General features: G+C 71.9%; 29 protein-coding genes. 16 read left to right on the forward strand and 13 right to left on the reverse strand.

What is annotated here, in order from left to right; all coding sequences use genetic code 11:
• Window positions 1-37 precede the first annotated feature (37 nt).
• Window positions 38-199, forward strand: coding sequence for a hypothetical protein (locus ACFV9D_RS18095; protein ID WP_385146588.1), 162 nt, complete (start codon window positions 38-40; stop codon window positions 197-199).
• On the opposite strand, the gene ACFV9D_RS18100 is transcribed toward ACFV9D_RS18095, so the two are convergent.
• From ACFV9D_RS18100 to ACFV9D_RS18110, 3 genes are all read right to left on the reverse strand, one after another.
• Complete coding sequence (locus tag ACFV9D_RS18100; RefSeq protein WP_385146590.1) at window positions 196-600, reverse strand: (2Fe-2S) ferredoxin domain-containing protein; 405 nt, start codon at window positions 598-600, stop codon at window positions 196-198. The genes ACFV9D_RS18095 and ACFV9D_RS18100 overlap by 4 nt on opposite strands.
• Entirely contained in the window at window positions 597-1,118 is a 522-nt protein-coding gene (locus tag ACFV9D_RS18105; RefSeq protein WP_385146592.1) for an isochorismatase family protein, read from the reverse strand. The genes ACFV9D_RS18100 and ACFV9D_RS18105 overlap by 4 nt, the downstream gene beginning before the upstream one ends.
• An 85-nt stretch (window positions 1,119-1,203) precedes the next feature.
• Window positions 1,204-2,277: a bile acid:sodium symporter family protein gene (locus ACFV9D_RS18110; RefSeq protein WP_385146594.1), complete on the reverse strand. Its 1,074-nt coding sequence runs from the start codon at window positions 2,275-2,277 to the stop codon at window positions 1,204-1,206.
• Between the two features lie 100 nt (window positions 2,278-2,377).
• Between ACFV9D_RS18110 and ACFV9D_RS18115 the strand changes: the two genes are divergently transcribed.
• The 6 genes from ACFV9D_RS18115 to ACFV9D_RS18140 all read left to right on the forward strand — a co-directional run bounded on the left by ACFV9D_RS18115 (window position 2,378) and on the right by ACFV9D_RS18140 (window position 11,120).
• Complete coding sequence (locus ACFV9D_RS18115; RefSeq protein ID WP_385146596.1) at window positions 2,378-3,277, forward strand: LysR substrate-binding domain-containing protein; 900 nt, start codon at window positions 2,378-2,380, stop codon at window positions 3,275-3,277.
• Between the two features lie 265 nt (window positions 3,278-3,542).
• Complete coding sequence (locus tag ACFV9D_RS18120) at window positions 3,543-5,372, forward strand: AMP-dependent synthetase/ligase (protein WP_385146598.1); 1,830 nt, start codon at window positions 3,543-3,545, stop codon at window positions 5,370-5,372.
• A gap of 111 nt (window positions 5,373-5,483) precedes the next feature.
• Window positions 5,484-6,752, forward strand: a complete 1,269-nt coding sequence (locus tag ACFV9D_RS18125) for an ABC transporter substrate-binding protein (protein ID WP_385146600.1) — start codon at window positions 5,484-5,486, stop codon at window positions 6,750-6,752.
• 12 nt (window positions 6,753-6,764) lie between these two features.
• Window positions 6,765-9,470, forward strand: coding sequence for an ATP-binding cassette domain-containing protein (locus tag ACFV9D_RS18130; RefSeq protein ID WP_385146602.1), 2,706 nt, complete (start codon window positions 6,765-6,767; stop codon window positions 9,468-9,470).
• A complete protein-coding gene (locus ACFV9D_RS18135; RefSeq protein WP_385146604.1) occupies window positions 9,467-10,234 on the forward strand; it encodes an ABC transporter ATP-binding protein in 768 nt (255 codons plus the stop codon). The genes ACFV9D_RS18130 and ACFV9D_RS18135 overlap by 4 nt, the downstream gene beginning before the upstream one ends.
• 91 nt (window positions 10,235-10,325) lie before the next feature.
• Window positions 10,326-11,120 carry an aldo/keto reductase gene (locus ACFV9D_RS18140; RefSeq protein WP_385146750.1) on the forward strand — a complete coding sequence of 265 codons (795 nt, stop codon included), beginning with the start codon at window positions 10,326-10,328 and terminating at the stop codon, window positions 11,118-11,120.
• A gap of 58 nt (window positions 11,121-11,178) precedes the next feature.
• Here the strand turns inward: ACFV9D_RS18140 and ACFV9D_RS18145 are convergent, their stop codons facing one another.
• Window positions 11,179-12,135: an NADP-dependent oxidoreductase gene (locus ACFV9D_RS18145; protein WP_385146606.1), complete on the reverse strand. Its 957-nt coding sequence runs from the start codon at window positions 12,133-12,135 to the stop codon at window positions 11,179-11,181.
• 102 nt (window positions 12,136-12,237) lie between these two features.
• Between ACFV9D_RS18145 and ACFV9D_RS18150 the strand changes: the two genes are divergently transcribed.
• Window positions 12,238-13,305: a GlxA family transcriptional regulator gene (locus tag ACFV9D_RS18150; protein ID WP_385146608.1), complete on the forward strand. Its 1,068-nt coding sequence runs from the start codon at window positions 12,238-12,240 to the stop codon at window positions 13,303-13,305.
• 29 nt (window positions 13,306-13,334) lie between these two features.
• Here the strand turns inward: ACFV9D_RS18150 and ACFV9D_RS18155 are convergent, their stop codons facing one another.
• A complete protein-coding gene (locus ACFV9D_RS18155; protein WP_385146610.1) occupies window positions 13,335-14,201 on the reverse strand; it encodes a class I SAM-dependent methyltransferase in 867 nt (288 codons plus the stop codon).
• A 62-nt stretch (window positions 14,202-14,263) separates the two neighbouring features.
• Window positions 14,264-15,196, reverse strand: a complete 933-nt coding sequence (locus tag ACFV9D_RS18160) for a cupin domain-containing protein (RefSeq protein ID WP_385146612.1) — start codon at window positions 15,194-15,196, stop codon at window positions 14,264-14,266.
• Between the two features lie 82 nt (window positions 15,197-15,278).
• On the opposite strand from ACFV9D_RS18160, the gene ACFV9D_RS18165 reads away from it, so the two are divergent.
• Window positions 15,279-16,124: an NmrA family NAD(P)-binding protein gene (locus tag ACFV9D_RS18165; protein WP_385146614.1), complete on the forward strand. Its 846-nt coding sequence runs from the start codon at window positions 15,279-15,281 to the stop codon at window positions 16,122-16,124.
• Here the strand turns inward: ACFV9D_RS18165 and ACFV9D_RS18170 are convergent.
• On the reverse strand, window positions 16,081-17,076 hold the full coding sequence (locus tag ACFV9D_RS18170) for a helix-turn-helix transcriptional regulator (protein WP_385146616.1): 996 nt from the start codon (window positions 17,074-17,076) through the stop codon (window positions 16,081-16,083). The two genes, ACFV9D_RS18165 and ACFV9D_RS18170, sit on opposite strands and share 44 nt — an antisense overlap.
• Before the next feature lie 39 nt (window positions 17,077-17,115).
• On the opposite strand from ACFV9D_RS18170, the gene ACFV9D_RS18175 reads away from it, so the two are divergent.
• Together ACFV9D_RS18175 and ACFV9D_RS18180 are read left to right on the forward strand one after the other, a co-directional pair.
• A complete protein-coding gene (locus ACFV9D_RS18175) occupies window positions 17,116-17,595 on the forward strand; it encodes a hypothetical protein (RefSeq protein ID WP_385146618.1) in 480 nt (159 codons plus the stop codon).
• Entirely contained in the window at window positions 17,592-18,059 is a 468-nt protein-coding gene (locus ACFV9D_RS18180) for a hypothetical protein (RefSeq protein WP_385146620.1), read from the forward strand. Before ACFV9D_RS18175 ends, ACFV9D_RS18180 begins: the two co-directional genes overlap by 4 nt.
• Here ACFV9D_RS18180 and ACFV9D_RS18185 read toward each other — a convergent pair.
• Both ACFV9D_RS18185 and ACFV9D_RS18190 read right to left on the reverse strand, forming a co-directional pair.
• Window positions 18,046-18,792 (reverse strand): class I SAM-dependent methyltransferase, encoded by a 747-nt coding sequence (locus ACFV9D_RS18185; RefSeq protein ID WP_385146752.1) that lies wholly within the window; start codon window positions 18,790-18,792, stop codon window positions 18,046-18,048. The two genes, ACFV9D_RS18180 and ACFV9D_RS18185, sit on opposite strands and share 14 nt — an antisense overlap.
• A gap of 36 nt (window positions 18,793-18,828) precedes the next feature.
• Entirely contained in the window at window positions 18,829-19,134 is a 306-nt protein-coding gene (locus ACFV9D_RS18190) for a 4a-hydroxytetrahydrobiopterin dehydratase (RefSeq protein ID WP_385146622.1), read from the reverse strand.
• A 91-nt stretch (window positions 19,135-19,225) separates the two neighbouring features.
• Here ACFV9D_RS18190 and ACFV9D_RS18195 point away from each other — a divergent pair, with 91 nt between their 5' ends.
• Window positions 19,226-20,035, forward strand: a complete 810-nt coding sequence (locus ACFV9D_RS18195) for a helix-turn-helix domain-containing protein (protein ID WP_385146624.1) — start codon at window positions 19,226-19,228, stop codon at window positions 20,033-20,035.
• Here the strand turns inward: ACFV9D_RS18195 and ACFV9D_RS18200 are convergent.
• Together ACFV9D_RS18200 and ACFV9D_RS18205 are read right to left on the reverse strand one after the other, a co-directional pair.
• Window positions 20,025-20,441: a hypothetical protein gene (locus ACFV9D_RS18200; RefSeq protein WP_385146626.1), complete on the reverse strand. Its 417-nt coding sequence runs from the start codon at window positions 20,439-20,441 to the stop codon at window positions 20,025-20,027. The genes ACFV9D_RS18195 and ACFV9D_RS18200 overlap by 11 nt on opposite strands.
• 420 nt (window positions 20,442-20,861) lie before the next feature.
• Window positions 20,862-21,380 (reverse strand): hypothetical protein, encoded by a 519-nt coding sequence (locus tag ACFV9D_RS18205; RefSeq protein WP_385146628.1) that lies wholly within the window; start codon window positions 21,378-21,380, stop codon window positions 20,862-20,864.
• A 530-nt stretch (window positions 21,381-21,910) separates the two neighbouring features.
• Between ACFV9D_RS18205 and ACFV9D_RS18210 the strand changes: the two genes are divergently transcribed.
• The gene (locus ACFV9D_RS18210) at window positions 21,911-22,450 is read left to right on the forward strand and encodes a hypothetical protein (RefSeq protein WP_385146630.1); all 540 of its coding nucleotides are present in this window, start codon (window positions 21,911-21,913) and stop codon (window positions 22,448-22,450) included.
• An 85-nt stretch (window positions 22,451-22,535) separates the two neighbouring features.
• Here the strand turns inward: ACFV9D_RS18210 and ACFV9D_RS18215 are convergent, their stop codons facing one another.
• Together ACFV9D_RS18215 and ACFV9D_RS18220 are read right to left on the reverse strand one after the other, a co-directional pair.
• Entirely contained in the window at window positions 22,536-22,754 is a 219-nt protein-coding gene (locus tag ACFV9D_RS18215; protein ID WP_385146632.1) for a hypothetical protein, read from the reverse strand.
• Between the two features lie 56 nt (window positions 22,755-22,810).
• Window positions 22,811-23,125 carry a hypothetical protein gene (locus tag ACFV9D_RS18220; protein ID WP_385146633.1) on the reverse strand — a complete coding sequence of 105 codons (315 nt, stop codon included), beginning with the start codon at window positions 23,123-23,125 and terminating at the stop codon, window positions 22,811-22,813.
• A 155-nt stretch (window positions 23,126-23,280) separates the two neighbouring features.
• Here ACFV9D_RS18220 and ACFV9D_RS18225 point away from each other — a divergent pair, with 155 nt between their 5' ends.
• From ACFV9D_RS18225 to ACFV9D_RS18235, 3 genes are all read left to right on the forward strand, one after another.
• The gene (locus ACFV9D_RS18225) at window positions 23,281-23,781 is read left to right on the forward strand and encodes an ATP-binding cassette domain-containing protein (RefSeq protein ID WP_385146634.1); all 501 of its coding nucleotides are present in this window, start codon (window positions 23,281-23,283) and stop codon (window positions 23,779-23,781) included.
• A gap of 64 nt (window positions 23,782-23,845) precedes the next feature.
• Complete coding sequence (locus tag ACFV9D_RS18230; RefSeq protein WP_385146636.1) at window positions 23,846-24,532, forward strand: hypothetical protein; 687 nt, start codon at window positions 23,846-23,848, stop codon at window positions 24,530-24,532.
• An 833-nt stretch (window positions 24,533-25,365) separates the two neighbouring features.
• A complete protein-coding gene (locus tag ACFV9D_RS18235; RefSeq protein WP_385146638.1) occupies window positions 25,366-26,562 on the forward strand; it encodes a low temperature requirement protein A in 1,197 nt (398 codons plus the stop codon).
• The last annotated feature ends 257 nt before the right edge of the window (window positions 26,563-26,819 follow it).

Below are 26,819 nucleotides of genomic sequence, written 5' to 3' on the forward strand. Positions count from 1 at the left end.
GGGCCCGCCCCACGGCTCCGGGCAGCTGGAGGCGGCGGTGGCACTCCAGGAGGAGCTCACCGCGGCCGACGACCCGGCGCGGCCGTTGGACCGGGGCCGGGTCCGGGAGTGGCTGGCCGTGATCCGGGACGGCTCCGCCGCCGGGAGCGGCGCGCTCGCGCTGGCCGTCTCCCTCGGCCGGCTGCTGGGGCTGTCCTAACGCGCGCGGCGGCCCGTCGTCTCGGCCGGTGGGTCGATCATCTGCAGGGCGAGGGTGGCCGGGGGTTCGGCGATGCCCGGGCCGCCCGCGGCCGTCCAGGCGAGGATGTCGTCGAGGCAGTCGTCGTCCACGGTGAAGCCGATCCAAGCGGCCCGGCCGCCGCGGCGGCGGCCCTCGGTCGAGGGCTGGACCACGACGACGTTGGCCTGGGCGCACGGGCCGAGGCAGTCGCTGGTACGGACCGACAGCCGGCCACCCGAGTCCGCCGCGGCCCGACGGAGCCGGGCGAGCTGGCCGGCGTGGTCGATGCCGGGGTTCTTGCGGGCGTCGCCGCAGCAGCAGCCCCGGCAGACGACGAGGGAGCAGGGGCGGGCTCCGTAACGTATCGGTACGGGCGTCACTCGGGTCCGTCCAGGGTGATCGCGGAGACGGGGGCGACCGTGCCGAGGCGCGGGAAGTCGAGCGTCACCGAGGCGTGGTGCTCGTCGGCGGTGAGGGCCGTCATGGCGTCCTCGGCGAAGACGGGCTCGTAGCCGAGGTCGCAGGCGGCGCGGGCGGTGGACTCGACACCGAGGTTGGTGGAGATGCCGCCGAACACCACGGTGGTGACGGAGTGCTTGGCGAGCAGTTCGTGGAGCCCGGTGTCGTGGAAGCCGCCGATGGTCCGCTTGACGACGATGTGGTCGCCCGCGTGGACGAGGGAGGGGACGAGTTCGCTGCCGGGCGGCTGGGTGTCGACGTTCGGTCGCTCGACCCTGATGTGGACGACGGGCGCGCCGACGGCCCGGAAGGTCCGGGCGAGCCGGGTGGCCGCGGCGACGACGTCGGTTCCGGGGCGGGGTGCGAGGGGCAGGGCGACGATGCGTTCCATCAGGTCGACGAGAACGAGCGCGGTGCGGCCGGGATCGAGTGCGGGCATGGGAGCACGGTAGCGGCCGCGGTGATCTTCGTGGCGGGGGTGGGATGTGATCCCGCCAACGGCCGGTGCGGCGGGATCCGGCGGTTCAGCTCCTGGCCGGTGCGGCCTCGGCGTCCTGGTGGTCCGGCGTGGGTTCGGCCTCGCGTGCGGCGGCCGGCTCGGCGTCCGAGGTGGCCGGGGCAGGCTCGGGGTCCCGGGCGCGGCGCTTGGCGAGCACCGCGCAGACCATCAGCTGCATCTGGTGGAAGAGCATCAGCGGCAGCACGGCGAGCGAGGCCTGCGCCCCGAACAGCACGCTCGCCATGGGCAGGCCCGCCGCCAGGCTCTTCTTCGATCCCGCGAACTGGATGGCGATCCGGTCCGCCCGGTCGAAGCCGAGCCGTTTCGCCCCGTACCAGGTCAGCACGAGCATCACCGCGAGCAGGACGGCCTCGACGGCGAGCAGGAGACCGAGTCGCGCCGGGGTGACCTGGTGCCAGACGCCGGTGACCATGCCGTGGCTGAAGGCCGTGTACACGACGAGCAGGATCGAGCCCCGGTCGACGTAGCCGAGCACCTTCTTGTTCCGTACGAGGAAGCCCCCGACCCAGCGGCGCAGCAGCTGGCCCGCCGCGAACGGCACGAGGAGCTGGAGCACGATCTTCAGCAGCGAGTCGGCGGAGAAGCCGCCCGCACCGCCGCCGATCAGGACGGCCGCGAGCAGCGGGGTGAGCACGATCCCGGCGAGGGAGGAGAATGAGCCCGCGCAGATCGCGGCCGGTACGTTGCCGCGCGCGATCGAGGTGAAGGCGATCGAGGACTGGATGGTGGAGGGCACCAGGCAGAGGAAGAGGAGCCCGCTGTAGAGCGGCGGCGTGAGAACGGCCGGTACCAGTCCCTTCGCCGCGAGCCCGAGGAGCGGGAAGACGAGGAAGGTACAGGCAAGGACCGTGAGGTGGAGCCGCCAGTGCCTGAGTCCGTCGAGCGCCTCGCGGGTGGAGAGCCGGGCGCCGTAGAGGAAGAACAGCAGGGCGATGGCCGCCGTCGAGGCCCCGTCGGCGACCGTGGCGGCGGCGCCGGAGGCGGGCAGCAGAGCCGCGAGGCCGACCGTGCCGAGGATCGCCAGGATGTACGGGTCGATCGGCAGCCAGGACGGCAGGGGGGTCGTACGGCGACTCATGTGCTCCACTGCTCTGGGTGCTCGGGGCGGAATCGTGCCCTCCCCATCCTGCTCGCTTCTCCCGTGATCGGGAATCCCGTACAGCGTTCTGACTGTCATCATGTTTTGCGATAGCAGGGGTAGTCTCGGTGACGTGTACGAGCCCTCCCAGCTCCGGACCTTCCTCGCGGTCGCCCAGACGCTGAGCTTCACGCAGGCCGCGCGCCGGCTCGGGCTGCGCCAGTCGACCGTGAGCCAGCACGTACGGCGCCTGGAGGAGGCCACCGGGCGTCCGCTGTTCACCCGGGACACCCACAGCGTGGAGCTGACGGAGGACGGCGAGGCCATGCTCGGCTTCGCCCGGACGATCCTGCAGGCCCACGAGCGGGCCGCCGCCTTCTTCACCGGGACCCGGCTGCGCGGGCGGCTGCGCTTCGGCGCCTCGGAGGACTTCGTCGTGACCCGGCTGCCCGAGATCCTGGAGTCGTTCCGGCGCGAGCACCCCGAGGTGGATCTGGAGCTCACGGTCGAGCTGTCGGGGACGCTGAACGCCCGGCTGGAGGCGGGGCGCCTGGATCTCGTCCTCGCCAAGCGAGGCGCCGAGGAGAGCGGGGGCGAGCTGGTCTGGCAGGACTCGCTGATCTGGATCGGCTCCCCTCAGCTGCGCCTCGACCCGGAGCGGCCGGTGCCGCTGATCGTCTTCCCGCCGCCCGGAATCACCCGCGCCCGCGCGCTCGAAGCCCTCGAGGCGCAGGGGCGCGCGTGGCGGATCGCCTGTACGAGCAGCAGCCTGAGCGCCAACATCGCGGCGGCCCGCGCCGGGCTCGGCGTCATGGCCCACACGCGTGGCCTGGTTCCGCCCGGTCTGACCCGACTGCCGGCCCGGGCCGACCTGCCCGACCTGGGCGAGGTCGACTTCGTGCTGCGCAAGGGCCGGCGGCGCGGGCCGTCCCAGGAGGCCGCCGACGCGCTGGCCTCGGCGATCCTGGCGGGCGGCGACCGCTTGCACCGGCCGCGCTGACGCCGCACGCCCGCGGGCGAACCGGGGGCGTCCGCCGGGATCGTGAGCGGGCGGTACAGATTCCGTGGAGATTCGGACCCGCACTGCTTACTCGCCAGTCAGTAACGGGCCCCGACCGGCCCCCACTTACCCCCTCACCCTCCCCTGACCTGTGAGAACACCCAATGTCCCGGCTTGGTGAAGGCCCTCACGCCCGCCAGTCAGGTGGGGTACCGTCACCCGCGCCGTACGGAGCGCGACAACGAGCGGGCGAGGAGCAGGTCATTTGCGCGAGTTCACCGTGCCGCCCGTCGAGGCGGCGCCTCAGGTCGGCGGTCTGGCGGACGCCGTGTTCGACCGCGCAGAGCGGACGCCGGACCATGTCGCGCTCGGCCGCAAGGACGCCGCCGGGCAGTGGCGGGACGTGACGTCGGCGCAGTTCCGGGACGAGGTGCTCGCGCTCGCGAAGGGGCTGATCGCGCACGGCGTACGGTTCGGCGACCGGGTCGCCATCATGGCCAGGACCCGCTACGAATGGACCCTGTTCGACTTCGCGCTGTGGACGCTGGGCGCGCAGTCGGTACCGATCTACCCGACGTCCTCCGCCGACCAGGTCTACTGGATGCTGCACGACGCCGAGGTCACCGCGTGCGTCGTGGAGCACGAGGACCACGCCATGACGATCGGTTCGGTGGTCGACCGGCTGCCGCGGCTCCAGCGGCTGTGGCAGCTGGACTCGGGTGCCGGCGCGGTCGCCGAGCTGGTCGCGGCGGGTGCGGAGATCGACGAGGACGTGGTGCAGCGGCACCGGCGGGCCGTGACGCCCGAGTCCGTGGCGACGATCATCTACACCTCGGGCACCACGGGCCGCCCCAAGGGCTGCATCATCACCCACTCCAACTTCATGTTCGAGACGGACATGCTGACCGGCCGCTGGGAGCCGGTCTTCCACTCCAAGCCGGGCGACGAGGCCTCGACCCTGCTCTTCCTCCCGCTCGCCCATGTCTTCGGGCGGATGGTGGAGGTGGCGGCGATCCAGAGCGGGGTGAAACTGGGCCATCAGCCGGCCCTGCAGGCGTCCGCGCTGCTGCCGGACCTCGCCGCCTTCCGGCCGACGTTCATCCTGGCCGTGCCCTACGTCTTCGAGAAGGTCTTCCACGCGGCCCGCCGCAAGGCGGAGAGCGAGGGGAAGGCGGGCCCCTTCGACAAGGCGGTCGAGGTCGCGGTCAGGTACGCGGAGGCGATGGAGCACAAGGCCTTCGGGGTCGGGCCCGGCCCGTCCGCGGGGCTGCGGATGCAGCACCAGTTCTTCGAGAAGGTGGTGTACGGGAAGGTCCGCGACGCGATGGGCGGGCGGGTCCGGCACGCGATGTCGGGCGGCTCGGGCATGGACCGGCAGCTCGGGCTCTTCTTCGAGGGCGCGGGGGTGACGGTGTTCGAGGGGTACGGCCTCACGGAGTCCTCGGCGGCCGCGACCGCGAATCCGCCGGAGCGCACCAGGTACGGGACGGTCGGGCAGCCCGTCCCGGGCACGACCGTGCACATCGCGGAGGACGGGGAGGTGTGGCTGCACGGCGGCCAGATCTTCTCCGGGTACCTCAACAACCCCCAGGCCACGGCGGCCGTCCTCAACGAGGGGTGGCTGGCCACGGGGGATCTGGGGATGCTGGACGAGGACGGCTATCTGACGATCACCGGGCGGAAGAAGGAGATCCTGGTGACCTCGGGCGGCAAGAGCGTGTCGCCGGCCGGTCTCGAGGAGCGGGTACGGGCGCATCCGCTGATCGCACAGTGCATCGTGGTGGGCAACGACCGGCCGTACATCGCCGCCTTGGTGACGATGGATCAGGAGGCGGTGGAGCACTGGCTGGCGATGCAGGGGCGACCGCCGCTGCCGCCTGCCGATCTGGTGCGGGACCCGAGCCTGGAGACCGAGATCCGGCGGGCCGTGGTGGCGGCCAACACCCTGGTGTCGCAGGCGGAGTCCATCCGGACCTTCCGGATACTGGCGCATCCGTTCAGTGAGGAGCACGGGCTGCTCACGCCCTCGCTCAAGCTGAAGCGGAAGGCGATCGAGAAGGCGTACGCGGCGGAGGTCGAGGCGCTGTACGGCTGATCGAGGCGGGTCAAGGGTTTCTGACGCATCATCAATTGACGTTGTATCAGTTATTGACGGTTCATCAGCACGGTCACAGAATGCGGTCACCCGACGGAGGGACGACCGACCGTGTTGCGACCGATCCGCACCCTCGCCGCCGCAGCAGCGGCCCTGCTCCTCGCCACAGCCTGCAACTCAGCCTCCACCGGAGGCACTTCGGACAAGCCCGGCTCCCCCGGCGCCTCCGTACGCGGAGTCACCGCCGACGCGATCAAGGTCGGCGGCATCGTCTCCATGACCACCGCGAGCGGCTACTCCAAGAAGGACACCGATCTCGGCGCCAAGGCACGCTACGACCGGGCCAACGCGGAGGGCGGTGTCAACGGGCGCAGGATCGACTATCTGGGCGCCGAGGACGACGGCCAGGACCCGGCCAGGAACCTGGCGGCGGCCCGCAAGCTCGTCCAGCAGGACAAGGTCTTCGCCGTCTCCCCCATGAGCTCGGTCACCTTCGCCGGCGCCGACTTCCTCAACGGCCAGAAGGTGCCCACCATCGGCTGGGGCACGCTCCCGTCCTTCTGCGGTCCGAAGTACATCTACGGCTTCAACGGCTGCCTCGTCCCGACCCCGGGCGGCACCCTCAACCAGACCTGGCCCGAAGGGCTCGCCACCGTCCTCGGCGGCGCGCGCGGCAAGTCGGTCGCGCTGATCGCCGGCGACAACGACGCCGGCAAGTTCGGCATCCGTACCTTCACCCAGGGCTTCAAGGCGGCCGGCTTCCACGTCGCGTACGCCAAGGCCGCGGTGCCCGCGACCTCGATGCCCAGCGACTGGTCGGCGTACACCAAGGAGATCCTCCGCTCGGGCCCGGGCGGAGGCGCGCCCGACGCCGTCGTCTCCGTGATGCAGACCCCGTACAACATCGGCCTGTTCACCGCGCTCAAGCGGTCCGGCTTCAAGGGCGTCATCTCCGACCCGACCGACTACGACCCCGGGCTGCTCGCGAAGGACGCGACGCGGCAGGCGCTCGACGGGGTCCATGTACTGCTGCAGTTCCAGCCGTTCGAGGCGGACAGCCCCGCGATGCGGCAGTTCAAGGCGGACATCAGGAAGGCGGCGGGCGGGAAGGACGTACCGCTCAACATGCACATGCTGACCGGATACATGTCGGCCGACCTGTTCCTCGCCATCGCCACGAAGGCGGGCAAGGACCTGACCGTCGACTCCTTCCAGCAGGCCGCGGCCGGCTTCTCCGACACCGGAACGCTCGTGGGCGACCGCGCCGAGCCCAAGGGACAGCAGGAGAGCTTCGGCTGCGGAGCGCTCGTCCGGCTGAAGAACGGACGTTACGAGGTGGCGGTGCCGTTCAAGTGCTATCCGCCGATTCCCTTCGGATAAGGGCGCCTCGCCGTGGGTGACCTGCTGGGCTTCGTGCTGAGCGGTCTGGTCTCGGGCGCGCTGTACGCGCTGCTCGCGACCGGGCTCGTGCTGTCGTACTCCGCCTCCGGACTCTTCAACTTCGCGCACGGCGCCACCGCCTACCTCTGCGCCCTGTCCTTCTACGAACTCCACTCCGGCTTCGGCTGGCCCGCCGTACCGACGGCGCTGCTGCTCGTGTGCGTCGTCGCGCCCGCGCTCGGCTGGGGCCTGGACCGATTGATGTTCCGCAAGCTGGCCCGGCTCGGCGAGACGGCGCAGATCGTGGCCACAATCGGCCTGCTGGTCGCGCTGCCGGCGGCCGGGCTGTGGGTGGTCGACCTCCTGGAGCGGGCCGGGGCCCCGGTCCAGCCCGCCGAGAACCAGTTCGGGCTCCCGGGCGTCGGCCCGAGCCCGGCGGTGTCCTGGCAGCCCCTCGACGGCGTCGGCATCGACTCCGACCAGCTGATCACCTGGGTCGCGACGGCGCTCGTGGCGGCCGGGCTGTGGGTGCTGATGCGGCACACCCGGCTCGGGCTCCAGCTGCGGGCTGCCGTCGACAACCGCTCGCTGACGGAGCTGCGGGGCATCAGCGCGGACCGGCTGTCCTCGATCGCGTGGATGCTGTCGTCGGGCCTCGCCGGCCTCGCCGGGGTCCTCGCGACCCCGCTCCTCGGCCTCTCCGCCCACGACTACACGCTGTTCCTGTTCGTCTCCGCGACCGCGGCGGTCCTCGGGCGCTTCGTGTCCGTGCCGCTCGCGTTCGCGGGCGGGCTCGGACTCGGGGTGCTGCAGAACCTGGTGGCGGGGTACGCGTCGTTCGCGGAGGACATCACCGGCTTCCGTACGGCGGTGCCGTTCCTGATCCTCTTCGCCGGCCTCGTCGTCCTGGCGCAGCGCCGGCGCGCGGCCGGCACGGCCGCCGCGGATCCGCCGCCCGTCGACTATCTCGCCGGGAAGGGCTGGGGTCGCAGATGGGGCGCGTGGGTCCTCGCGGGCGCGCTCCTCGCCACGGCCTTCTACACGGTCACCACGCCGTTCTGGTCCGGGATCCTCGCACAGGGTCTCGCGATCGGCCTCGTCTTCATGTCGTTCACGGTGGTCACGGGCCTCGGTGCGATGGTGTCGCTCGCCCAGGCGACGTTCGTGACGGGTGCGGCGCTGGTGGCGGGGCTGCTGATGAGCCACGGCTGGCCCTTCGTGGCCGCGGCGGCGGTCGGCACGGCCGCGGCGGCGCTGCTCGGCGCGGTGGTGGCGCTGCCCGCGCTGCGGCTCGGCGGCCGCTCGCTGGCGCTGGCCACCCTGGCCCTCGCGTTCCTGGCGGACCAGGTGCTCTTCCAGGTGGGGTGGTTGCGCAACGGGGACACGGGCTGGGAGATCCCGCGCCCCGTCCTCGGCCCGGTGGACCTGGGCGACGACCGGGCGATGGGGGTCGGGCTGGTGCTGCTGTGCGGGGCGGTCGTGTGGCTGCTGACCTGGTTGCGCGGCTCCCGGTGGGGCCGGGCCGTCCTGGCGGTCCGCTCGGCGCCGGAGGCCGCCTCTGCGTCGGGGGTGTCGGTGGTCCGGACGAAGCTCCTGGTCTTCACGGTGTCGGCGGGCCTCGCCGGCTTCGGGGGCGTGCTGTACGCCTCGTACAACACACGGATCACGGCGACGGACTTCACGGCGATGACGGGCCTGGTGTGGCTGGCGGTGGTGGTCGCGGCGGGGGTGCGGCGCCCGCAGTTCGCGGTGGTGGCCGGGCTGGTCTTCGCGGTGGTCCCGCATCTGATGGCGACCTACGTGACGGAGTCCGCGCACCTGCCCGTGATCCTGTTCGGTCTGGCCGGCCTGGCGCTCGCGAACGACCCGGACGGGTACTGCGCGGCGTGGCCCTCACGGCGGGCGGCGCGGGGGCGGGTGCGTGGGGCTGTTCCCCCGCACCCGCCGCGCGCGGCGGAGCCGCCCGTCGCCGACGTCACCGGCCCAGCCCCGCGTCCGCGCAGCGGGCCCGGTGAGGACCCGTGCGCGCTCGAGTTGAGCGGCGTGCACGCCGGGTACGGTGGCGCGCCGGTGCTGCGCGGGGTCGACCTCGCCGTGCGCGCCGGGGAGACGTTGGTGCTGCTCGGGCCCAACGGGGCCGGGAAGTCCACCCTGTGCCGGGTGGCCGCGGGGCTCCTGCGGCCGGCCGAGGGGCTCGTACGCGTACGCGGGGAGGACGCCGGACGCGACGCGGCCGTCGCACGGGCCCGGCGCGGGGTGCGGCTCGCCCCCGAGGGGCGGGGGATCTTCGCCGGGCTCTCCATCGAGGAGAACCTTGCCCTGCAGCTGCCCGCGCCCGAGGACCGCGACGCCGTGTACGCGCGCTTCCCCCTGCTCGCCGCCCGCCGCTCCGTCGCCGCCGGCTCGCTGTCCGGCGGCGAGCAGCAGATCCTCGCGCTCGCCCCGCTCCTGCAGCGCCCGCCCGCCGTCCTCGTCGCCGACGAACCCTCCCTCGGGCTCGCGCCCCGCGTCGTGGACGAGGTCTTCGGCCTCCTCACCGAGCTGCGCGCGAGCGGCACGGCGCTGCTCCTGGTCGAGGAGAAGGCGGCCGAGGTGCTCGGTATCGCCGACACCGTCGCGTACCTCTCACAGGGCGAGATCGCCTGGTCCGGGCCGCGGTCCGAGGTGGACACGGACCGGCTCGCCGAGGCCTATCTGGGAACGGGAGTCCGCCGATGACAAGTGGGGTGCTCCACGCGTCCGGGATCGACGTCCGCTTCGGCGGCGTCCACGCCCTGCGCGACGTGACGATCGCCGTACGCCCCGGAGAGGTCTGCGGCCTCATCGGGCCGAACGGCGCCGGCAAGACCACGCTCTTCGACGTCCTGTCCGGGATCCGGCGGCCGGACGGCGGGAACATCGCGTTCGCGGGAGCGGACATCACCCGCCGCTCCCCCGTGTGGCGGGCCCGGCACGGCATCCGCCGGACCTTCCAGCGCCAGCAGCTCTTCGGGCAGCTGACGGTGACCGACAACCTGGTGGTGGCCCAGGACTGGCGGGGCGGGCTGCGGCCGCGTGCGCGCGTGCACCGGGAGCGGGCCGCCGCCGTGCTCCGCGAGTGCGGGCTGGACGCGCTCGCGAACTCGTACGCCGGCGCGCTGCCCGTCGGACAGGCCCGCATGGTCGAGCTCGCCCGGGCCCTCGCCGACCCGCCCCGCGTGCTCCTCCTCGACGAGCCCGCCTCCGGCACGACCGCCGAGGAGCGCCGCCAACTCGCCGCCGTCGTCCGCCACATGGCCGACGAGGAGAACTGCGCGGTCCTGCTCGTCGAGCACAACGTGGCCTTCGTGATGGAGCTGTGCTCGCGCGTCGTGGTCCTGGACCTCGGCCGGGTGCTTGCCGAGGGGACGGCCGCCGAGGTCAGGGCCGACCCGGCCGTGCGGGAGGCCTATCTCGGCACATCTCCGGGCGCCGCGGAATGCGAGGGGGTCCGAGATCGTTGACCCAGGGAGTACCACCCGACGACGTTAGGATCGACCGCACGTGAGCACGGACAACAAGGTCCCTTCCCTCACCCTGAACAACGGCGTGGAGATGCCGCAGCTCGGCTTCGGCGTCTGGCAGGTGCCGGACGACGAGGCGACACGGGCGGTGACCACGGCGCTGGAGGCGGGCTACCGCTCCATCGACACCGCCGCGATCTACCAGAACGAGGCCGGCACCGGCAGGGCGATCGCCGCGTCCGGCATCGCCCGCGAGGAGCTGTTCGTCACCACCAAGCTGTGGAACATCGAGCAGGGCCACGACTCGACCCTGCGGGCCTTCGACGCCTCCCTCGACAAGCTGGGCCTGGACTACGTCGACCTGTACCTGATCCACTGGCCGGTGCCGGCGAAGGACGCCTACGTCGACACGTACCGGGCGTTCGAGAAGATCCACGCCGACGGCCGGGCGAAGGCGATCGGTGTCTCCAACTTCCTCCCGGAGCACCTGGAGCGGCTGATCGGCGAGACCTCGATCGTCCCCGCCGTCAACCAGATCGAGCTCCACCCGCACCTCCAGCAGCAGGCCGCGCGCGCGGCCCACGCCGCGCACGGCATCGCGACCGAGGCCTGGTCGCCGCTGGGTCAGGGCAAGGGCCTCCTGGAGGTCCCGGCGATCGTCGCCGTCGCGCAGAAGCACGGCCGCACCCCGGCCCAGGTGGTGCTGCGCTGGCACCTGCAGACCGGGAACGTGGTCATCCCGAAGTCGGTGACCCCGTCCCGTATCCGGGAGAACATCGACGTGTTCGGCTTCGCGCTGGACGACGAGGACATGGCGGCCATCGCCGTCCTCGACGAGAACCGGCGCCTCGGCCCGAATCCGGCCGAGTTCAACGTCGGCGCCTGAGCGGGCGTGACCGAGGGGTGGGTGCCGGTGTCCCGGCGCCCACCCCTTTCCCATGACGTCAGACCTTCAGGACGAGCTTGCCGCGCGTCCGGCCCGACTCGCCGAGCTCGTGCGCCTTGGCCACCTCGGCCAGCGGCAGGACGGTGTCGACCTCCGGCCGCAGCCGCCCCGTCTCCACCAGCTCGGCGAGGCCGAGCAGCCCCGCGTAGTCCGGCTCGACGAGGGTGAACCCGGTGCGGATGCCGCGCTCCGACGACGCGGGTACGGCGTCGGGCCCGGGGAGCGTCACCAGCGAGCCGCCGTCGCGGAGCACGGGCAGGGAGCGCGTGCCGTAGTCGCCGCCGTAGCAGTCGAGGACGATGTCCACGTCCCGTACGGCCTCGGCGAAGTCGGTCGTCGTGTAGTCGATCGGCTCGTCCACTCCGATGCCGCGCAGGAAGTCGTGCTTGGCGGCGCTCGCCGTGCCGATGACGTACGCGCCGCGCGCCTTGGCGATCTGGACGGCGAGGTGGCCGACGCCGCCTGCCGCCGCGTGGACCAGGACGCGCTGCCCGGCGCGCAGGCCGGCGGTCTCGACGAGCGCCTGCCAGGCGGTCAGCCCGGCGAGGGGCAGCGCGGCGGCCTCCACGTGGCTGAGTCCGGCGGGCTTGCGGGCGAAGTGCCGGGCGGGGGCCGCGACGTACTCGGCGTAGCCGCCGCCCTGCTGCGGGAACTGCGGCATGCCGAAGACCTCGTCGCCGGGCGCGTAGAGGGTGACGCCGAGCCCGACGGCCTCGACGACGCCGGAGACGTCCCAGCCGAGGATCGTGGGCTCGCCCCACATGCCGAAGGAGCCGGTGGCGCGGGACTTCCAGTCGGCGGGGTTGATGCCGGCCGCGTGGACCCGGACGAGGATCTCGGTCGGACCCGGCTCCGGGCGGGCGACCCGGGTCTCGGTGAGGACCTCGGGGCCGCCCCACTCGGTGGTGGTGATCGCGCGCATGGTGGCGGGGGCGGCGGTGGCGGTGTCGTTCATGAAGGGCGCTCCTGGTGCGGTGATTCCTGGTCGCCACCAGCCTCGGCGCCGCCGCCCTCGCTCGATACTGGCCAGATAGCCATGATGTGACAGAATCTGGCCATGGACTCGTGTGTGTCACCCCCGCAGGAATCACGGTCACCGGAGTCGCGGTCACCGGAGTCGGCGCAGGCACCGCCGCTCCACCGGGTCGCCGTGCTCGCCCTGGACGGCGTGATCCCCTTCGAGCTGGGCATCCCCTCCCGGATCCTCGGCGGCGCGCAGGCCGAGGACGGCTCGCCCCTCTACGACGTGCGCGTGTGCACCCTCGACGGCGCCCCGGTCCGCACCTCCGACGGCTTCTCGATCGTCGCCGAGCACGGGCCCGAGGAGCTGGCGGTGGCCGACACCGTCGTCGTACCGCCCACGCACGAGCTGCGGGCCCTCGCCGAGGAAGGCCGCCTGGCCGTCGAGATGAAGGCGGCGCTGGGGCGGATCAGGCCCGGCGCACGGGTGGTGTCGATCTGCACGGGCGCGTACGCCCTGGCGGCGGCGGGACTCCTCGACGGCCGCCCGGCCACCACGCACTGGTGGGAGGCCGACCACTTCCGGTCCGTCTTCCCCGACGTCCGGCTCGACGAAGGCGTGCTGTTCGTGGACGACGGGGACGTCCTGACGTCGGCGGGGGCGGCGGCCGGCGTGGATCTCTGCCTGCACCTGGTGCGGCGGGACCACGGCAGCGCCACCGCCAACGCGGTCGCGCGGCGCTGTGTGGTCCCGCCGTGGCGGGACGGCGGACAGGCGCAGTACATCGAGCGCCCGGTACCCGAGCCGACCACGTCCACCACCGCCCCCACCCGCGCGTGGGCGCTGGAGCGGCTCGACCGGCCGCTGACGCTGACCGAGCTGGCGGGGCACGCGCGGATGAGCGTACGGACGTTCACGCGCCGCTTCCGGGACGAGGCCGGGACGACGCCGGGACAGTGGCTGACCGCCCAACGGGTGGAGCTGGCCAAGCAGTTGCTGGAGACCAGCGATCTGACGGTGGACCACATCGCGGACCGGACCGGGTTCGGCAGCGGGAACTCGCTGCGCCAGCACATGCGCGCCCTGGTCGGGATCTCCCCGGCCGCCTACCGGCGCTCCTTCCATCTCACCGCCAGGGAGAAGGAGTTCGCCCAGGCGACCTGACCGCGCCGCCCCGAACCCCGCCGCGGAGCTCAGCCCTTGCGGGCGGTGTGAACGGTGGAGGCGGAGAGCTGGAAGAGGTCGGTGCGCCGGTGCAGGGAGAGCGGGTCGGCCGGGTCGAGCAGTCGGGCGAAGCTCGCCCGGTCCTCCGCGTCCATCCGCTCGTCGAGCGGGTGCTGCAGCCGCGTGAAGTGGGCGACGATCTGTTCGCGGACGACGGTCGGCACGGGGGCCGGAACGTCGGTGAGGAACGACCGGGTGCCGCTCGGGTTGAGCCCCGCGTCGGCGAGCATCGCCCGCCAGTCGTCCGGCTCGTCCTTGCTGTCCGGGAGTTCGGCCCGCATCTCGGCGAACCAGTCGGCGTGGGCGGCCTCGATCCTGGCCTCCAGGCCGGGGCGGCCGAAGCCGATGTTGGCGGGCAGATGGCGGGCGTAGAGCCCGCCCTCGACGAGGGCGATCAGACCGCCGGGCCGCAGCAGGCCAGCGAAGGAGGCGAGGGCGGCCCGCTGGTCGCCGATGTGGTGGGTGGAATTGCCGGCCCAGATCAGGTCGCTCTCACCCAACGAATCGAAATCCGCCGGGAGTTCGGCGTGCAGGGTGGTGACGCGGTCGGCCAGGCCCTTGGCCTCGGCGCGGCCGCGGGCCCGCTCGAGGAGCTCCGGGGCCCCGTCCACGGCGACCACCTCGGCGAGCGGGAAGGCCTCGGCGAGCAGGGTGGAGATCACCCCGGGGCCGCTGCCGACGTCGAGGACCCGGCGGACGCCGACGGGCGGGACGAGCTCGCCGAGCCAAGCGGCGGCTCGGGTGTAGAGGGGGCTGTGGACTTCGGCCTGGCGCTCCAGGAGCGGCGCCATCGCGGCCCAGTCGAGGTGGGTGCTGTGCTGGTGGTCGTGAGTCATGGTGCCAGCCTGCGGTCGGCCCGCCGGAAACGCGAGAATTCTTGCCGTTCCGGCAACAGGGTTCACTCCCGCCGCCGGTGCTCCTGCGGGCTGATCCCCCGACCCCGCTTGAACGCGGCGCTGAGCGCGAACGCGCTGCTGTAGCCCACCTGCCGGGCCACGGACTCGATCGTCGCGTCCGTCTCCCGCAGCAGATCGGCGGCGAGCGCGAGACGCCAGCCGGTGAGGTACGCCATCGGCGGCTCGCCGACGAGCTCGGTGAACCGGCGCGCGAGTCCGGCCCGCGACGCGCCGGCCTTGGCGGCCAGCGAGGCCACGGTCCAGGGGTGGGCCGGGTCGTTCTGGAGGAGGCGCAGGGCCCGGCCGACGACGGGGTCCGCCATGGCGCGGTACCAGGCCGGGGCCTGCGCTCCCGGCCGGGAGAACCAGGCCCGGACGGCGGCGATCAGGAGCAGGTCGAGGACCCGGTCGAGGACGACGCTCTGCCCGGGTTCGTCGCGGGAGATCTCCTCGTCGAGGAAGGGCATGAGGGGGCAGTTCCACACCTCGGCGGGCAGATGCAGCAGCGGCGGCAGCGCGTCGAGCAGACGCCGGCTGACCTCGCCGTCCATCTGGTAGGTGCCGACGAGCACGGTGGTGGAGCCGTCGACGGCGTTGCCCCAGGTCCGTACGCCGAGGTGCATGGTCTCGGAGAGCGGATCGCCGCTCAGGGTGGTGCAGACGCCGCCGGGGCCGATGACCGCCCGGGGCGGGGCGTCGGGGGTGTCGGCGACGGTGTACGGCTCCGGGCCGCGGGCGATGGCGATGTCACCGGGCCGCAGCAGGACGGGACGGTCCCGGTCGGGGACGATCCAGGCCTCGCCCTCGGTGACGCACATCAGGCAGAGCGGCGCTCGGTCCTCGATCCGGACCGACCACGGCGGCTCCATGATCATCCGGAGCAGGAAGGCCCCTTTGGCCCGCGGTCCGTCGAGGAGTCCGGCGAGAGCGTCCATGGTCCGCAAGCGTAGACGCAGGCGTATGGGAGTGAGTCTGTGGAGCATGGGAAGACGGCCCGCCGGCCGCGAACCTTGAGACATGACGACGAACACGAACGACACACAGACGATCCTGGTGACGAGCGCGACCGGCAAGACGGGCCGGCGGGTTGCGGAGCTGCTCGCGGCCCGCGGCGCGACCGTAAGGGCGGGCTCGCGCTCCGGTAGGACCCGCTTCGACTGGGAGGACGTGCACACGTGGGCCCCGGCGCTGCGGGGCGCGGACGCCGCGTACGTGAACTACTACCCGGACCTCGCCGCACCCGGCGCGGTCGAGGCGATGCGGACCTTCGGCGAACTGGCCGCGGCCGAAGGGGTGCGGCGGCTGACGCTGCTCTCCGGGCGCGGCGAGCCGGAGGCGGTCCGCGCGGAGGAGGCACTGCGGGAGGCGCTGCGCACCTCGGGAGCCGAACTGACCGTCGTACGAGCCTCGTTCTTCGCGCAGAACTTCACCGAGGGCGCGATGGCGGAGGGCGTCGCGGCGGGCACGATCGCGTTCCCGGCGGGCGACACCGCCGAGCCGTTCATCCACGCCGACGACCTCGCGGAGGTGATCGTGGAGACCCTGACCGGGGACGGGCACGCGGGGCTGGTCCACGAGCTGACCGGTCCGCGGCTGCTGACCTTCGTGGAGGTGGCGGCGGAGGTCTCCCGGGCGTCCGGCCGTGAGGTCGCGTACGTACCGATGAGCGAGGGCGAATACGCCTCCCTGCTCCAGCAGTTCGGGCTGCCCGAGCCGGATGCGCAGTGGCTCTCGGCGCTCTTCTCGATGCTGCTCGACGGTCACAACGCGTCGGTGACGGACGGCGTGAAGCGCGTCCTGGGCCGTGAGCCGCGCGACTTCACGGCCTTCGCGACGGAGGCGTGGCAGGCGGCGGGGGCGTAGTTCCGTAGCGGACCGCCAGCCGGAAGACGGTGTCGGCGACGCGGTCGCGGAGCTCCACCGGCTCCAGGACCTCCACGTCCGCACCCAGGGCAAGGAAGGTGTCGTGGGCGTGGGCGAGGGACTCGATGGGGAGGGCGGCACGGGTCCAGCCGTCCGGCTCGGGAGAGCCGGTCGCGGCGAGGGCCCGGGCGGCCACTCCCGTGAGGCGCTTCGCGCCGTCCGGGGAGAGCCGGACGAGCGCGTCGCCGCCGTGGAGCCGGGCGCGGAAGCCGGCCTGGTGGTCCGTCCAGTAGGTCGTCAGGGAGAAGGCCGGGGGAATCTCGAACTCCTCATCCGTGAGGTCGAGTTCGAGGATCTGGTCGACCCGGAAGGTGCGCGGCCCGGGCCCGGCGACCAGGTACCAGCGGCCGGCCTTGAGGACCAGTCCGTACGGTTCGAGGCGCCGGTCGACGTCGGTGGGCTCCTTCCAGCGGCGGTAGCGGACGGCCAGGACCCGGCCGGCCCGGACGGCTTCGGCGACCTGGGGCAGAAAGGGCGCGTCGGTGTCCTCCGCGTACCACCCGGGCGCGTCGATGTGGAACCGGGCCCGCAGCCGGTCGACATGCTCGCGCAGCGGCGCCGGCAGGGAGGCGCGCAGCTTGAGCTGGGCGTCGACGAAGTGCGCGCCGAGCCCGAGCTCGGCCGCGGCCCCGGGGATCCCGGAGAGGAACAGCGCCTCGGCCTCTCCCGTGTACAGGTCGGTCAGCCGTGAGAAGCGGTGGCCGGCGAGCAGCTGGTAGCCGCCGGAGTGACCGGCGTCGCCGTAGAGCGGCACACCGGCCGCGTGCAGCGACTCGACGTCGCGGTAGACCGTCCGTACGGACACCTCCAGCTCGTCGGCGAGCTGGGCGGCGGTCATCCGGCCCCGTGTCTGGAGCAGGAGAAGGATCGAGATGAGCCTGCTGGACTTCACTGACACAAGGTGTCAGTGAAGCGCTCCTACAGTCCAGCCATGGCTTTCGCAGAGAAGTTGCTCTTCGTGCCGCCGCCCCTGGAGGTCGGCGGCCGCCGCGTCAAGCGCTACCACGTCACCCACGACCCGGCGGGCATCGAACCGGAGGTGGAGAAGGCGGCGTACGCGATCCTGCCGGAGATCCTCCCCGAGCCGGACGGCACCCCGCCGGCGACCTTCGTCGTACTGCACCGGGGCGGGGACAGCGGCGCGTATCTGAACGCGTACAGCTGGGTCTGGGACAACGTGATCCACTTCGCCGGCGCGGCAGCCGGTCAGCCGGTCGTCGGCTGCCCGGACACGGACCCCACCCACTTCGTGAAGACCGAGCTCCGCTGGATCGGCTGTGTCTGGGAGCTGCCACCGATCCAGCACGAACGGGACGCCTGGGTACGGCACATGCTCGCGCCGGACTCCGCCGACCTCGACGCCTATGTCCTCGACTCCCTTCCCGCCGGCGCCACAGGAGACCGCGCATGACCCGCACGAACACCGCCGATGGCTTCGACTTCCTCGACGGGCGCTGGGGCGTCCGCAATCGCAGGCTCGCCGACTTCCTCGATCCCGACAGCGGCTGGGAGGAGTTCGACGGGCACACCACGGGCCGGCTCTTCTGGGCCGGCCGGGCGCACGTCGACGAGATCGTGTTCCCGTCGAAGGGGTTCAGCGGGCTGACGCTGCGGCTGTACGAGCCGGAGACGGGCGAGTGGACCCTGAACTGGTCCAACAGCCGTACGGGCCGGCTCGATCCGCCGGTCAGGGGGCGGTGGGCCGAGGACGGCACGGGAGAGTTCCACGGCGAGGACACCTACGCGGGCAAGGACGTACGGGTGCGCTTCCGCTGGTCGGGCATCTCGGCCTCCACGGCCCGCTGGGAGCAGGCGTTCGCGCTCGACGGCGGGGAGTGGGTGACGAACTGGGTGATGGAGTTCAGCCGCGCCTGACGGGCGGCCGCCGGTAGGACACCAGCCGGTAGTCGGGGTCGCCACGGGGGCGGTCCTGGTCCGGCAGGCCGGCGAGTTCGGCGACGAGCGCGGCCGTCGTCTCCGGGGAGCCGTCGAACCACGAGGCGTAGTAGCCGCTGCGGAGGTTCTCGGCCGTGCGGCGCGGGGTGGTGCCCTGGCCGTGGCCGGTGAAGCGGGTGGCGCCGGCGGCTTCGAGGCCGTGCGCGGCGGCGGTCGCCGTGATCCGGTCGGCGCGGTCGGACGCCCGCGCGTGGGAGCGGTACGGGGCGAGGGCGCGGTCGATGTCGCTGCCGACGTCGTGGGCGGCGTCCTTGTCGACCGTAGCGATCAGGACGCCGCCGGGCCGCAGCACGCGGGCCGCCTCGGCGACGATCGCGTCCGAGAACGGCACCAGGTGCAGCAGCCAGACGGCGCTGATCGCGTCGACGGAGGCGTCCGGGAAGGGCAGTCGCCGGGCGTCGGCGAGGACGACTCCGCCCGGGACGCGCCGGCCGGCCTTGCGGGCCATGCCGTGCGCGGCGTCGGCGCCGTACACGCGCAGGCCCGGGCGGCCGAGCCGCTCGGTGACGAGGCCCGTGCCGCAGGCCAGGTCGAGCAGGGTGCGGGCGCCGGGCGGCACGAGGCGCAGGACGGCCTCCGCCGCGGCACGCGCGCGTGGCACACCACCGCGGGTCTCGTCGTAACGGTCCGCCTCGGCGTCGTAGTCCAGCAGGGTCTCGGTCACGCGCGAGAGCCTAGTTCGCGTCGGTCAGCTCGCACCGTGCCCGGGGGCGATGGTCTCGACGCGGGTGGCCAGTTCGAAGTCCTTCTCCGTGACCGCGGGTCCCGCGGAGTGGGTGTTCACGGACACGGCGACCGTGTTGTAGCCGAGCGTCAGATCGGAGTGGTGGTCCAGTTCCTGCTGGATCTGCGCCACGTGCACGACCATCGCGGTGGCCGCGAAGTGGTCGCCGAGACGGTAGGTGCGGGTGATCCTGTCGTCCGTCAGGGACCAGCCGGGAAGCTCCCGCAGCCGGTCCTCGATCTCCTTCTGCGACAGCGGCTCTGTGGGCATGTCCGTACTCCCTCCGGTCGGGGTTGCTGACGGTGACGATACGGTCCCGGGGACTCGATACCCGGGCCGACACCTGGGATACCGTCAGGCCATGACAACAGTCGCGACCGACACGGGAGTAGGACCGCTGCTGCGCGGCTGGCGCGAGCAGCGGCGGCTGAGCCAGTTGGAGCTGGCGCTGCGGGCCGATTCCTCGGCCCGGCACATCTCGTTCATCGAGACGGGCCGGTCCCGGCCGAGCGAGGAGATGATCCTGCGCCTCGCCGAGCACCTGGACGTGCCCGTACGGGAGCGGAACGCGCTGCTGCTCGCGGCGGGGTACGCACCGAAGTACCGGGAGTCGACGCTCGACGATCCGCAGCTCGACACGTTGCGGGCGGGCATCGAGCAGCTGCTGCGAGGCTACGACCCGTATCCGGCGCTCGTGGTCGACGGCTCGTACACGGTGGTGGCTGCGAACGAGAGCATCGGGATGCTGCTCTCCGGGCTGCCGGAGCATCTGCTCACCCCGCCGCTGAACGCGATGCGGATCACCCTGCACCCGGAGGGGCTCGCGCCGCGGATCCGGAACCTGCGGGAGTGGCGGGGCCATCTGCTGGCCCAGATGGAGCGGCAGATCGCCCTCTCCCGCTCGGAGGCGCTGCGGAACGTGTACGACGAGGTGGTGGCGTACCCGCTGCCGGAAGGCACCTCGGACCCCGACGACCGGGAGGACCCGGAGCCGTACCCGTACTTCGCGCTGCCGCTGCGGATCGAGCACGACGGGCGGGTGTTGTCGTTCGTCTCCTCGATCTCGACGTTCAACACCCCGATGGATGTGACGGTCGCCGAGCTGGCCATCGAGACGCTGCTCCCGGCCGACCCGGCGACGGTCGCGTATCTGCAGTCGCTCAGGGGGTAGCCGCCCGCAGGGCCGACCACTGGAGTCCGGCGAACCCGGCGACGGTGGCGGCCTGCATCGGGGTCCACACCAGCCCGGCGGTGGTGGGCTCCAGCCAGGCGACGAGTGCGACGATGCTCAGGACGGCCCAGAGGATGTTGGCGTGGACGACGAGCTTGACGCCGAGTACGGACGGCCGGGGGCGGCTCGCGAGCGAGGCGACCCCTGCGGCGAACAGGGTGAGAAGGACGCCGAGTTCGAGCAGCAGCCCGGAGTCGACCCCGAGCAGTTCGCCGAGCGGCCCGGAGGCGGCCAGGTAGGCGAGACCGTTGCCGCCGGTGACGACGGCGTCCAGGGCGAGGAACCGGCGCACCATGGACTGCGGCTGGGTGGTGCGGGAGAGACCGGCGAGCAGGGCCTGGGACATGACGGATCACCCTCCATGGGGACGTGATTGCAGGTGGTGGCCCGAAGCTCGGCCGGAGTACGCCGACCGAGTTCCGGTGAACACCACGATGCCGCCGCGCCCGGCGGGGGTCGATTACGTGCGAGGTAATGCGGGGGTCCTCGCGGGGCCTCGATCAAGGCGTCCATTCGCCCCTGCACGGGGGAGCCACGACGTCCGCCGAAGTTCGCCTAGGTTCGCTGGATGTCGCCGTTGGTGGCTCCCCGCGTGGCTCCCCACGCCGGCGAACCAGTCCTCTCGGACTGCCACCCGTCGTGGACGCAGGGATCCGTCTGCTGGGCCGCCGTGAACTCGTTACACCTGGCTCCGCACGCCGACGGCCCGGCTCCCGCTCCACGCGGGGTGCCGGGCCGTCGGCGTGTGTGCTTCTGATCGTTGGTCTCAGGGGCTGTCGACATATCCCGGGTCGACCAGGGCGCTGATGTTCTCGATGGCGCCGTCCGGTGCGAGCGTCACGTCGACGATGACGGGTTGGACGGGGTGCGGCGGGAGGATGGGGTCCGGCGGGTAGATCTTGAAGAAGGTGGGGTTGAAGGTCAGTGGGGTGATCGGGGCGGGCGGCCAGGCGACTTCGTCGGTGTCGCTGCCGACGAAGCGGTAGGCGTCGCCGCTGACCTCGCCGGTGCCGGTGGTGCGCAGCAGGGTGCTGGTCACGCGGGCGGTGCCGCCGCCGTCCGGCTCGGTCTCGGTGACGACCCGGACCCGGATGCTGCCGGTGATGTCGATCGGCTCCGAGAAAAAGGCTCCGAACGTGCCGCTGAGGGGCAGCACGACGGTCTGCCGGTGGATGAGCTGTGCGGGCCGGGCCGCAGCGGTGGTCGTGGCCGTGGTGGTAACCAGGCCCAGCACGGCCAGAACGAGGCTGACCTTCGTGGCGGCGCGCGTGAGATGACCGCGCATGGGTGCTCCCATCGGTGATGCGGGACCGCGTCGCTACGCCCTCCCGCGGACGGAATCCCAGCCTGTCCGGCCGACCGGACATGTGTCGCGTCGGACCGGACCGGTCGAGTGACAGCGCGCGATGGTCCCGCCTGCCGCCCAGCGGGCGCGGCCGCGCCGCCCCTTCCCGACTCCCCGAACGGCCGAGTCCTGCGAGACCTCGGCACCCTCTGAGCCACCCGTGCCGTGCCACCCACCCCTGCCGGCCGTCACTCCCAGGCGGGTGACTATCCCGGCGAGGCTGTCAAGTCGAGGATGCCGAGCTCGGAGTCAGGCCTGCGTGCTGCGCCGCCGCCTCCTGCGGCCAACGACGGCTGCCCGTCCTGCCGGTGCTGGTCGACACGGTCGACCGCAGGCGACGCGCCGCGGCGGAACTACTGGCGGACTGAAGGTCGGCCTTGCCGGCGCCGAGGATGAGCTCGCCCAGATCGACAGACGGTCGCAGAAGGCCGCCATCAGCCTCGGCATGCCTACGACCAGGAGGGTGGACCTTGAGTAGCGACGCATATCGAGAAGAACCAGGCCGCGATGTGAGCACGTGGACACTCGACCAGTTGCAGACGTTCGTCCATGACGCCCACGGCCGACAACGTGAAACAGTACGCGTCGCCGCGCAGGGACATGCCCACAACTCCAGCCACCCCCGGGAAGCCCGTCGCCAGTGGGCGAAGCTGTCACTGCTCGCGAACCGGCGCATGCTCGACAACGCCGAGGGGCCCTCTGCGCGGGTGGCTCAGCAGGACTTCATGCTCCGGATGTGGGTGATCGACCGGCTGGGCCCTGACGACACCGACCCCGACTGGAGTCCAGAGGCTCTGGCGTCCGACACGCTTGACGCACTGACCTTCACGCTCGCACCGCCCGCTGGTCTCGCCGAGGGCTGGCGCGACCTTCCCATCGAGCAGATCCGCGAGCTGCGGTGGCACAAGAACCTGACGGCCCATCTGGACAACCTGGTCGGTTACCTGGAACCTGGCCCGGTCCGTGAGCGAATCGTCGCCTGGACCGCGACCCGACAGGCCCTGCCTTGACCTCAACTGACTTGTTTCAAAGCGGAGTTCAGAGAAGCCGAGTGCAACCAGTCCATAGGAACGGTCGCCAAACGGTGACCGAAGATCAAAACGGAACCGACAGGCCGGCGTCGCGAAGCCGGGCCAGAGCGAAGGACATGCACTGCTGGACAGTCCTCCCGTCAGCTCGCATCCCCTTCGCCAACGGGCCCCCGCCAGCGGCGAACGTCCACGCCGGCGCGTTGTCAGCCAGCCATTCGGCGTCCATCCTGATCACGGCGTTCACACCGTGCTCGCCCAGCCACTCCAGGATCAGGAGAGTCACGTCCTCGACTCCGCGTTCCTCATCGATCTTCGGCCAACGGCCTCGGTTCCCAGTCATCACCCCGACTCCATCGAGACCCTGAAGGCGATCGAGGGGCCGCAACTGGCAAGTTCAGAGAAGCTTGCGTTCCTTGCTCCATGCTTCGGCCCGACCCGGCGCAACGGCCCCGGCCCGCCGCCCCATCCCGATGTCGACATGGGAATGTTCGCGTCATCGCGGCCTCCACCGCGGCCGAGCGCGCAGCGTACGAGGATCCCGACTTCGAGAACGCCCGCCAGGCCGCCGCTGACGGCTCCGACAAGACCCGCGACCTGATTCTCAACGCTCAGCTCCTCACCTTCGCTGCCGCCCAGATCGTCGCCGTCCTCCACCCCGCCGTCCTCGGCAGCCTGCTCCTGTTCGCTGCGGCACCGCGTGCCTGGGCGCCCTCCGAGCCGCGCGGATCGAGCACGAACCGTTTCCTGCCGTCGCCGGACCCTGAACGGCCCGCCGGGGCACCGTCCGCATCCCGGATGCCGGGTCCGAGGTGATCAGCGTCGACGCAGCCGCCTTCACCTACCCCGGCAGTCCCCGGCCCGCGCTCGATGGCATCAGCCTCGATCTCAAGCGCGGCGAAGTCATCGCCCTCGTCGGCGAGAACGGCTCTGGCAAGACCACCGTGGCCAATCTCCTCACCGGCCTGTACCTGCCCACCACGGAAGCGTCCTCTGGGACGGCATCAACCTCGCCGATGCCGACCACCGTGTACCCACATCGGGCTGGTTCCGCAGGACTACACCCGCTGGCCTCCCGACGCCCGCGCCAACGTCCACCTCGGCCAGCCCCGCCCCGAAGTCGACCCCGCCATCCACGCCGCAGCCGAAGCATCCGGCGCCGACACCGTCATCGCCCAGCTCCCCAACGGCCTCGATACCTCCCTCGCCCGCTCCTGGAGGGGCGGACACGACCTCTCCGGCGGTCAATGGCAGCGCCTTGCCATCGCCCGCGCCTAACCGACGTTTGGTACCGAGTAGGTTTCTGCCGCTGATGTCTGAGTTGCTGGGCTGGCGGTGCACGGGCGAAGCATGCACCGCACCAGACGGGGCGGCGACGTGTCGGATGCGGTCTACGGTCTACTTGGGGCTCTGGGTGGTGCGGCTGTCGCCGGAGCGGTTGCCTACTGGGGACCACTACAACTGCAAAAACGGGCACGCCGAGAAGCGGAGCGGGAGCGCGAGCTGGCCCAGACCGAGGCTGCGGAGACCCAACGACTGGAGCTGCTGCGGGCGCAGGTCGCCCGGGTTGTGCTTGTGCGCAGGTCTGTCGCAGCGTGGGACGACCTCCTGAGGCGAACACTTCGCGCGGTAGGTAGCAGGCGCCAGGCCGACCCAGAGGAGTTCCGCCAGGCCGCAGACCATGCCCGAGCTGAGGCGAGCACGGCCTTGTACGAAGCCCTCAACGACGGCCTCTACATCCCCATAACGAACGGCAGCGTCAATGCGGACGACCCCGAACCGGATGCTGCGGCTCGCGCTCGCGAATCAAGATGGGTCCTCGATGTGTTCGACATCGCAACCGACAGCCTGAGTCGTGTGCTGACTCAGGCTTCAGGGGAAGAGGGAGAATTCCACGAGACGGATTCGACGGTCTACGCCGCTCACAAGTGTCGAATCGAGCTCTCTCAGCGCCTCATGGAGCATGTCGAGCGCATGACTGACATCACGACGATTGAGATCCGAGGAAGCCGGGAAGCAAGATCCGACGAAGTTCCTCAGGAACGCAGTCCGCGTGACGTGTAACACCGCCCTAACGCCTCACGATTTGATGGCGCGCACTCAACCTTGGAGGCACGGACACCCTGATCGTCTGCAGGCGCTTATTGTCAGGCGGCAGAGTATTGAGCACGTGGCCGATTCGAGTCCGGCGGGCGGTTTCGCGTCGGGGTGGTGGGGCGGGTGCGCCAGGGTGTCCTGCCCCGAGGCTACGCTCGAACGCATGAGTGCCTCTACCGAAGGGCTGGCTCTGGGGGCCGTCAGCGCGATCGTCGAGAAGAGGATTCTCACCAGCACCACCAGGATCTACCGGCCTGGCGAGCCGGTGTTCCATCCGGACACGGGGCAGTACGAGCCCGGTCCGCCCGTCAGACGTGGACCGGTTGAGCGCATGACTGACGTCATCGCTGAGCCAAGGCGATGCGTGCGAGGTGATGCGGGGCCTCGCGGTGCCTCGATCGAGAGCCCGGTCGCCCCTGCACCGGGGAGCCACGACGTCCGTCGGAGTTCACCTATGTCCGCGCGCGTTCTCAGCCCGGCTGCCTGATTGCCGGTGACGTCGTGGTCACGTGGACCACGGTTCATCCGGCCGGCTCATGGGAGTGCGGGTCGAACACCTCGTGAACCGACGCGTGGTCCAGCGGGCATGCGATCACTGACCCCGGCTGGCCCGAACCGCGTCGCCGGCCGTGGCAGCGGGCTCCGCGCCTTGCGCGACGAGGTCGTCCGCCTTTCGTTCTCGTCGCTCGGCCGCCACGACCCGGTCCCCGGATGTGCGGTCGACGGGAGCCAGGCCGCGCCGGCGTGGGTATTGTTCGCGCCGTGGCGGCGGGGGCCGCTCGATGACGCGGGGAGCGCACATGGCAGGGCGCAAGGAGCGGGCGCGGATGGTCGCGGCCGGTGAAGAACACCGGGTGACACCCGCGGAGCTCTTCTTCGACCTGGTGTTCGTGTACGCGATCACGCAGGTCACCGCGTTGATGGCGGCCGACCCGACACCGATGCGGGTGGTCGGTGCGATGATCGTGCTGGCGCTGCTGTGGTGGTGCTGGTGCTGCTTCGCATGGCTCGGCAATGTCGTACGGGCCGACTCCGGCGCGCTGTTCGCGGTGCTCGTCACCGTGATGGCGGTCGTCTTCATCGTGTCGCTCGTGGTTCCCGAGGTGTTCGCGGACGCGCCCGGCGGGCTCTCGGCCCCTCTTCTCTTCGTGCTCTGCTACGGGGCCGTGCGCACGCTCCATCTGGTGTCGTACTGGCTCTCCGACCCCGACGACGCCGCCCTGCGGGCCACCCTGCGCCGCACGGCGCTGCTGTCCGTGGCTCCGCCGATGGTGCTTCTGCTCATCGGGTCCGCGTACACCGGAAAGGTCCAACTCCTGCTGTGGCTGGGCGCGGTGGTCATCGACTACGGCGGGATCTACGTCACGGGAGCCTCCGGCTGGCGGGTCAACTCCCCCGGGCACTTCTCCGAGCGGCACGGGCTGATCGTCATCATCGCGCTCGGCGAGTCGATCGTGGCGATGGGCGTGGGGGTGTCCGGCTTCCCGATCACGGTCGCGGTGCTGGGCGCGGCGGCCGCCGGGCTGCTGCTGTCGGCCGCGCTGTGGGCGCTGTACTTCCGGCGGCTCGCGGAGGGGGCGGAGCACCGGCTGGCCGGTCTGGAGGGCGACGAGCGGACCCGGTTCGCCCGGGACGTGTACACCTTCCTGCACCTTCCGCTCGTCGCGGGCGTGGTGCTGTGCGCCCTCGGCATGAAGAAGGTCCTGCAACAGGTCGCCGACACCGGCCACTACGACCTCGCGGAGCCGCTGCACGGGGTCGTGGCCTGGTCGTTGACCGGTGGCGTCGGGGTCTTCCTGCTCGGCGGCGCCGCGATCGTGCTGCGCACCTCGGGCCGCCGGCCGACGGTCCTCGCCGTGGGCGGGGTCTGCGCGTCGGCGTCCGGCGCGCTCGTCGGTCTGGTCCCCGCCCTGGTGTCCCTCGTGGTCCTCGCCGCCGGACTGACGACGCTCGTCGTCCTGCACGGCCGGGGCGCCGCCCGGCTCGGAGGATCGTGACGGTCCTGGCCGCCCGCCCGGGCGGATCCAGCAAGGCCGGTCGTCCCTGGGCACGTACCCGCCGGAGCATCGGCACACTGGCCCCGTGGTTGCCACGGGCCCCACTCTCATAGGCTCCGTCCGCCGCGCCCTCGTCCTCCTCGAGATCGTCGCCGAGTACGGCGAGGTGACCGCCAAGCGGCTTTCGCGCCGAGTGTCCTCAGCCGGTCGGCGGGGCCGGCGGACCGAGCGGGGGCGTTGTGCCGGTCGGTCGAGGT

The sequence above is a fragment of the Streptomyces sp. NPDC059875 genome (genome assembly GCF_042731085.1).
Lineage (GTDB): Bacteria > Actinomycetota > Actinomycetes > Streptomycetales > Streptomycetaceae > Streptomyces.

Excerpts from the sequence above, each read along its gene's own strand:
- ACFV9D_RS18105 (WP_385146592.1), bottom strand. The coding sequence starts at position 1,118 with ATGCCCGCACTCGATCCCGGCCGCACCGCGCTCGTTCTCGTCGACCTG.
- ACFV9D_RS18110 (WP_385146594.1), bottom strand. The coding sequence starts at position 2,277 with ATGAGTCGCCGTACGACCCCCCTGCCGTCCTGGCTGCCGATCGACCCG.
- ACFV9D_RS18115 (WP_385146596.1), top strand. The coding sequence starts at position 2,378 with ATGTTTTGCGATAGCAGGGGTAGTCTCGGTGACGTGTACGAGCCCTCC.
- ACFV9D_RS18135 (WP_385146604.1), top strand. The coding sequence starts at position 9,467 with ATGACAAGTGGGGTGCTCCACGCGTCCGGGATCGACGTCCGCTTCGGC.
- ACFV9D_RS18140 (WP_385146750.1), top strand. The coding sequence starts at position 10,326 with ATGCCGCAGCTCGGCTTCGGCGTCTGGCAGGTGCCGGACGACGAGGCG.
- ACFV9D_RS18145 (WP_385146606.1), bottom strand. The coding sequence starts at position 12,135 with ATGAACGACACCGCCACCGCCGCCCCCGCCACCATGCGCGCGATCACC.
- ACFV9D_RS18150 (WP_385146608.1), top strand. The coding sequence starts at position 12,238 with ATGGACTCGTGTGTGTCACCCCCGCAGGAATCACGGTCACCGGAGTCG.
- ACFV9D_RS18155 (WP_385146610.1), bottom strand. The coding sequence starts at position 14,201 with ATGACTCACGACCACCAGCACAGCACCCACCTCGACTGGGCCGCGATG.
- ACFV9D_RS18160 (WP_385146612.1), bottom strand. The coding sequence starts at position 15,196 with ATGGACGCTCTCGCCGGACTCCTCGACGGACCGCGGGCCAAAGGGGCC.
- ACFV9D_RS18165 (WP_385146614.1), top strand. The coding sequence starts at position 15,279 with ATGACGACGAACACGAACGACACACAGACGATCCTGGTGACGAGCGCG.
- ACFV9D_RS18175 (WP_385146618.1), top strand. The coding sequence starts at position 17,116 with ATGGCTTTCGCAGAGAAGTTGCTCTTCGTGCCGCCGCCCCTGGAGGTC.
- ACFV9D_RS18180 (WP_385146620.1), top strand. The coding sequence starts at position 17,592 with ATGACCCGCACGAACACCGCCGATGGCTTCGACTTCCTCGACGGGCGC.
- ACFV9D_RS18190 (WP_385146622.1), bottom strand. The coding sequence starts at position 19,134 with ATGCCCACAGAGCCGCTGTCGCAGAAGGAGATCGAGGACCGGCTGCGG.
- ACFV9D_RS18195 (WP_385146624.1), top strand. The coding sequence starts at position 19,226 with ATGACAACAGTCGCGACCGACACGGGAGTAGGACCGCTGCTGCGCGGC.
- ACFV9D_RS18200 (WP_385146626.1), bottom strand. The coding sequence starts at position 20,441 with ATGTCCCAGGCCCTGCTCGCCGGTCTCTCCCGCACCACCCAGCCGCAG.
- ACFV9D_RS18205 (WP_385146628.1), bottom strand. The coding sequence starts at position 21,380 with ATGCGCGGTCATCTCACGCGCGCCGCCACGAAGGTCAGCCTCGTTCTG.
- ACFV9D_RS18235 (WP_385146638.1), top strand. The coding sequence starts at position 25,366 with ATGGCAGGGCGCAAGGAGCGGGCGCGGATGGTCGCGGCCGGTGAAGAA.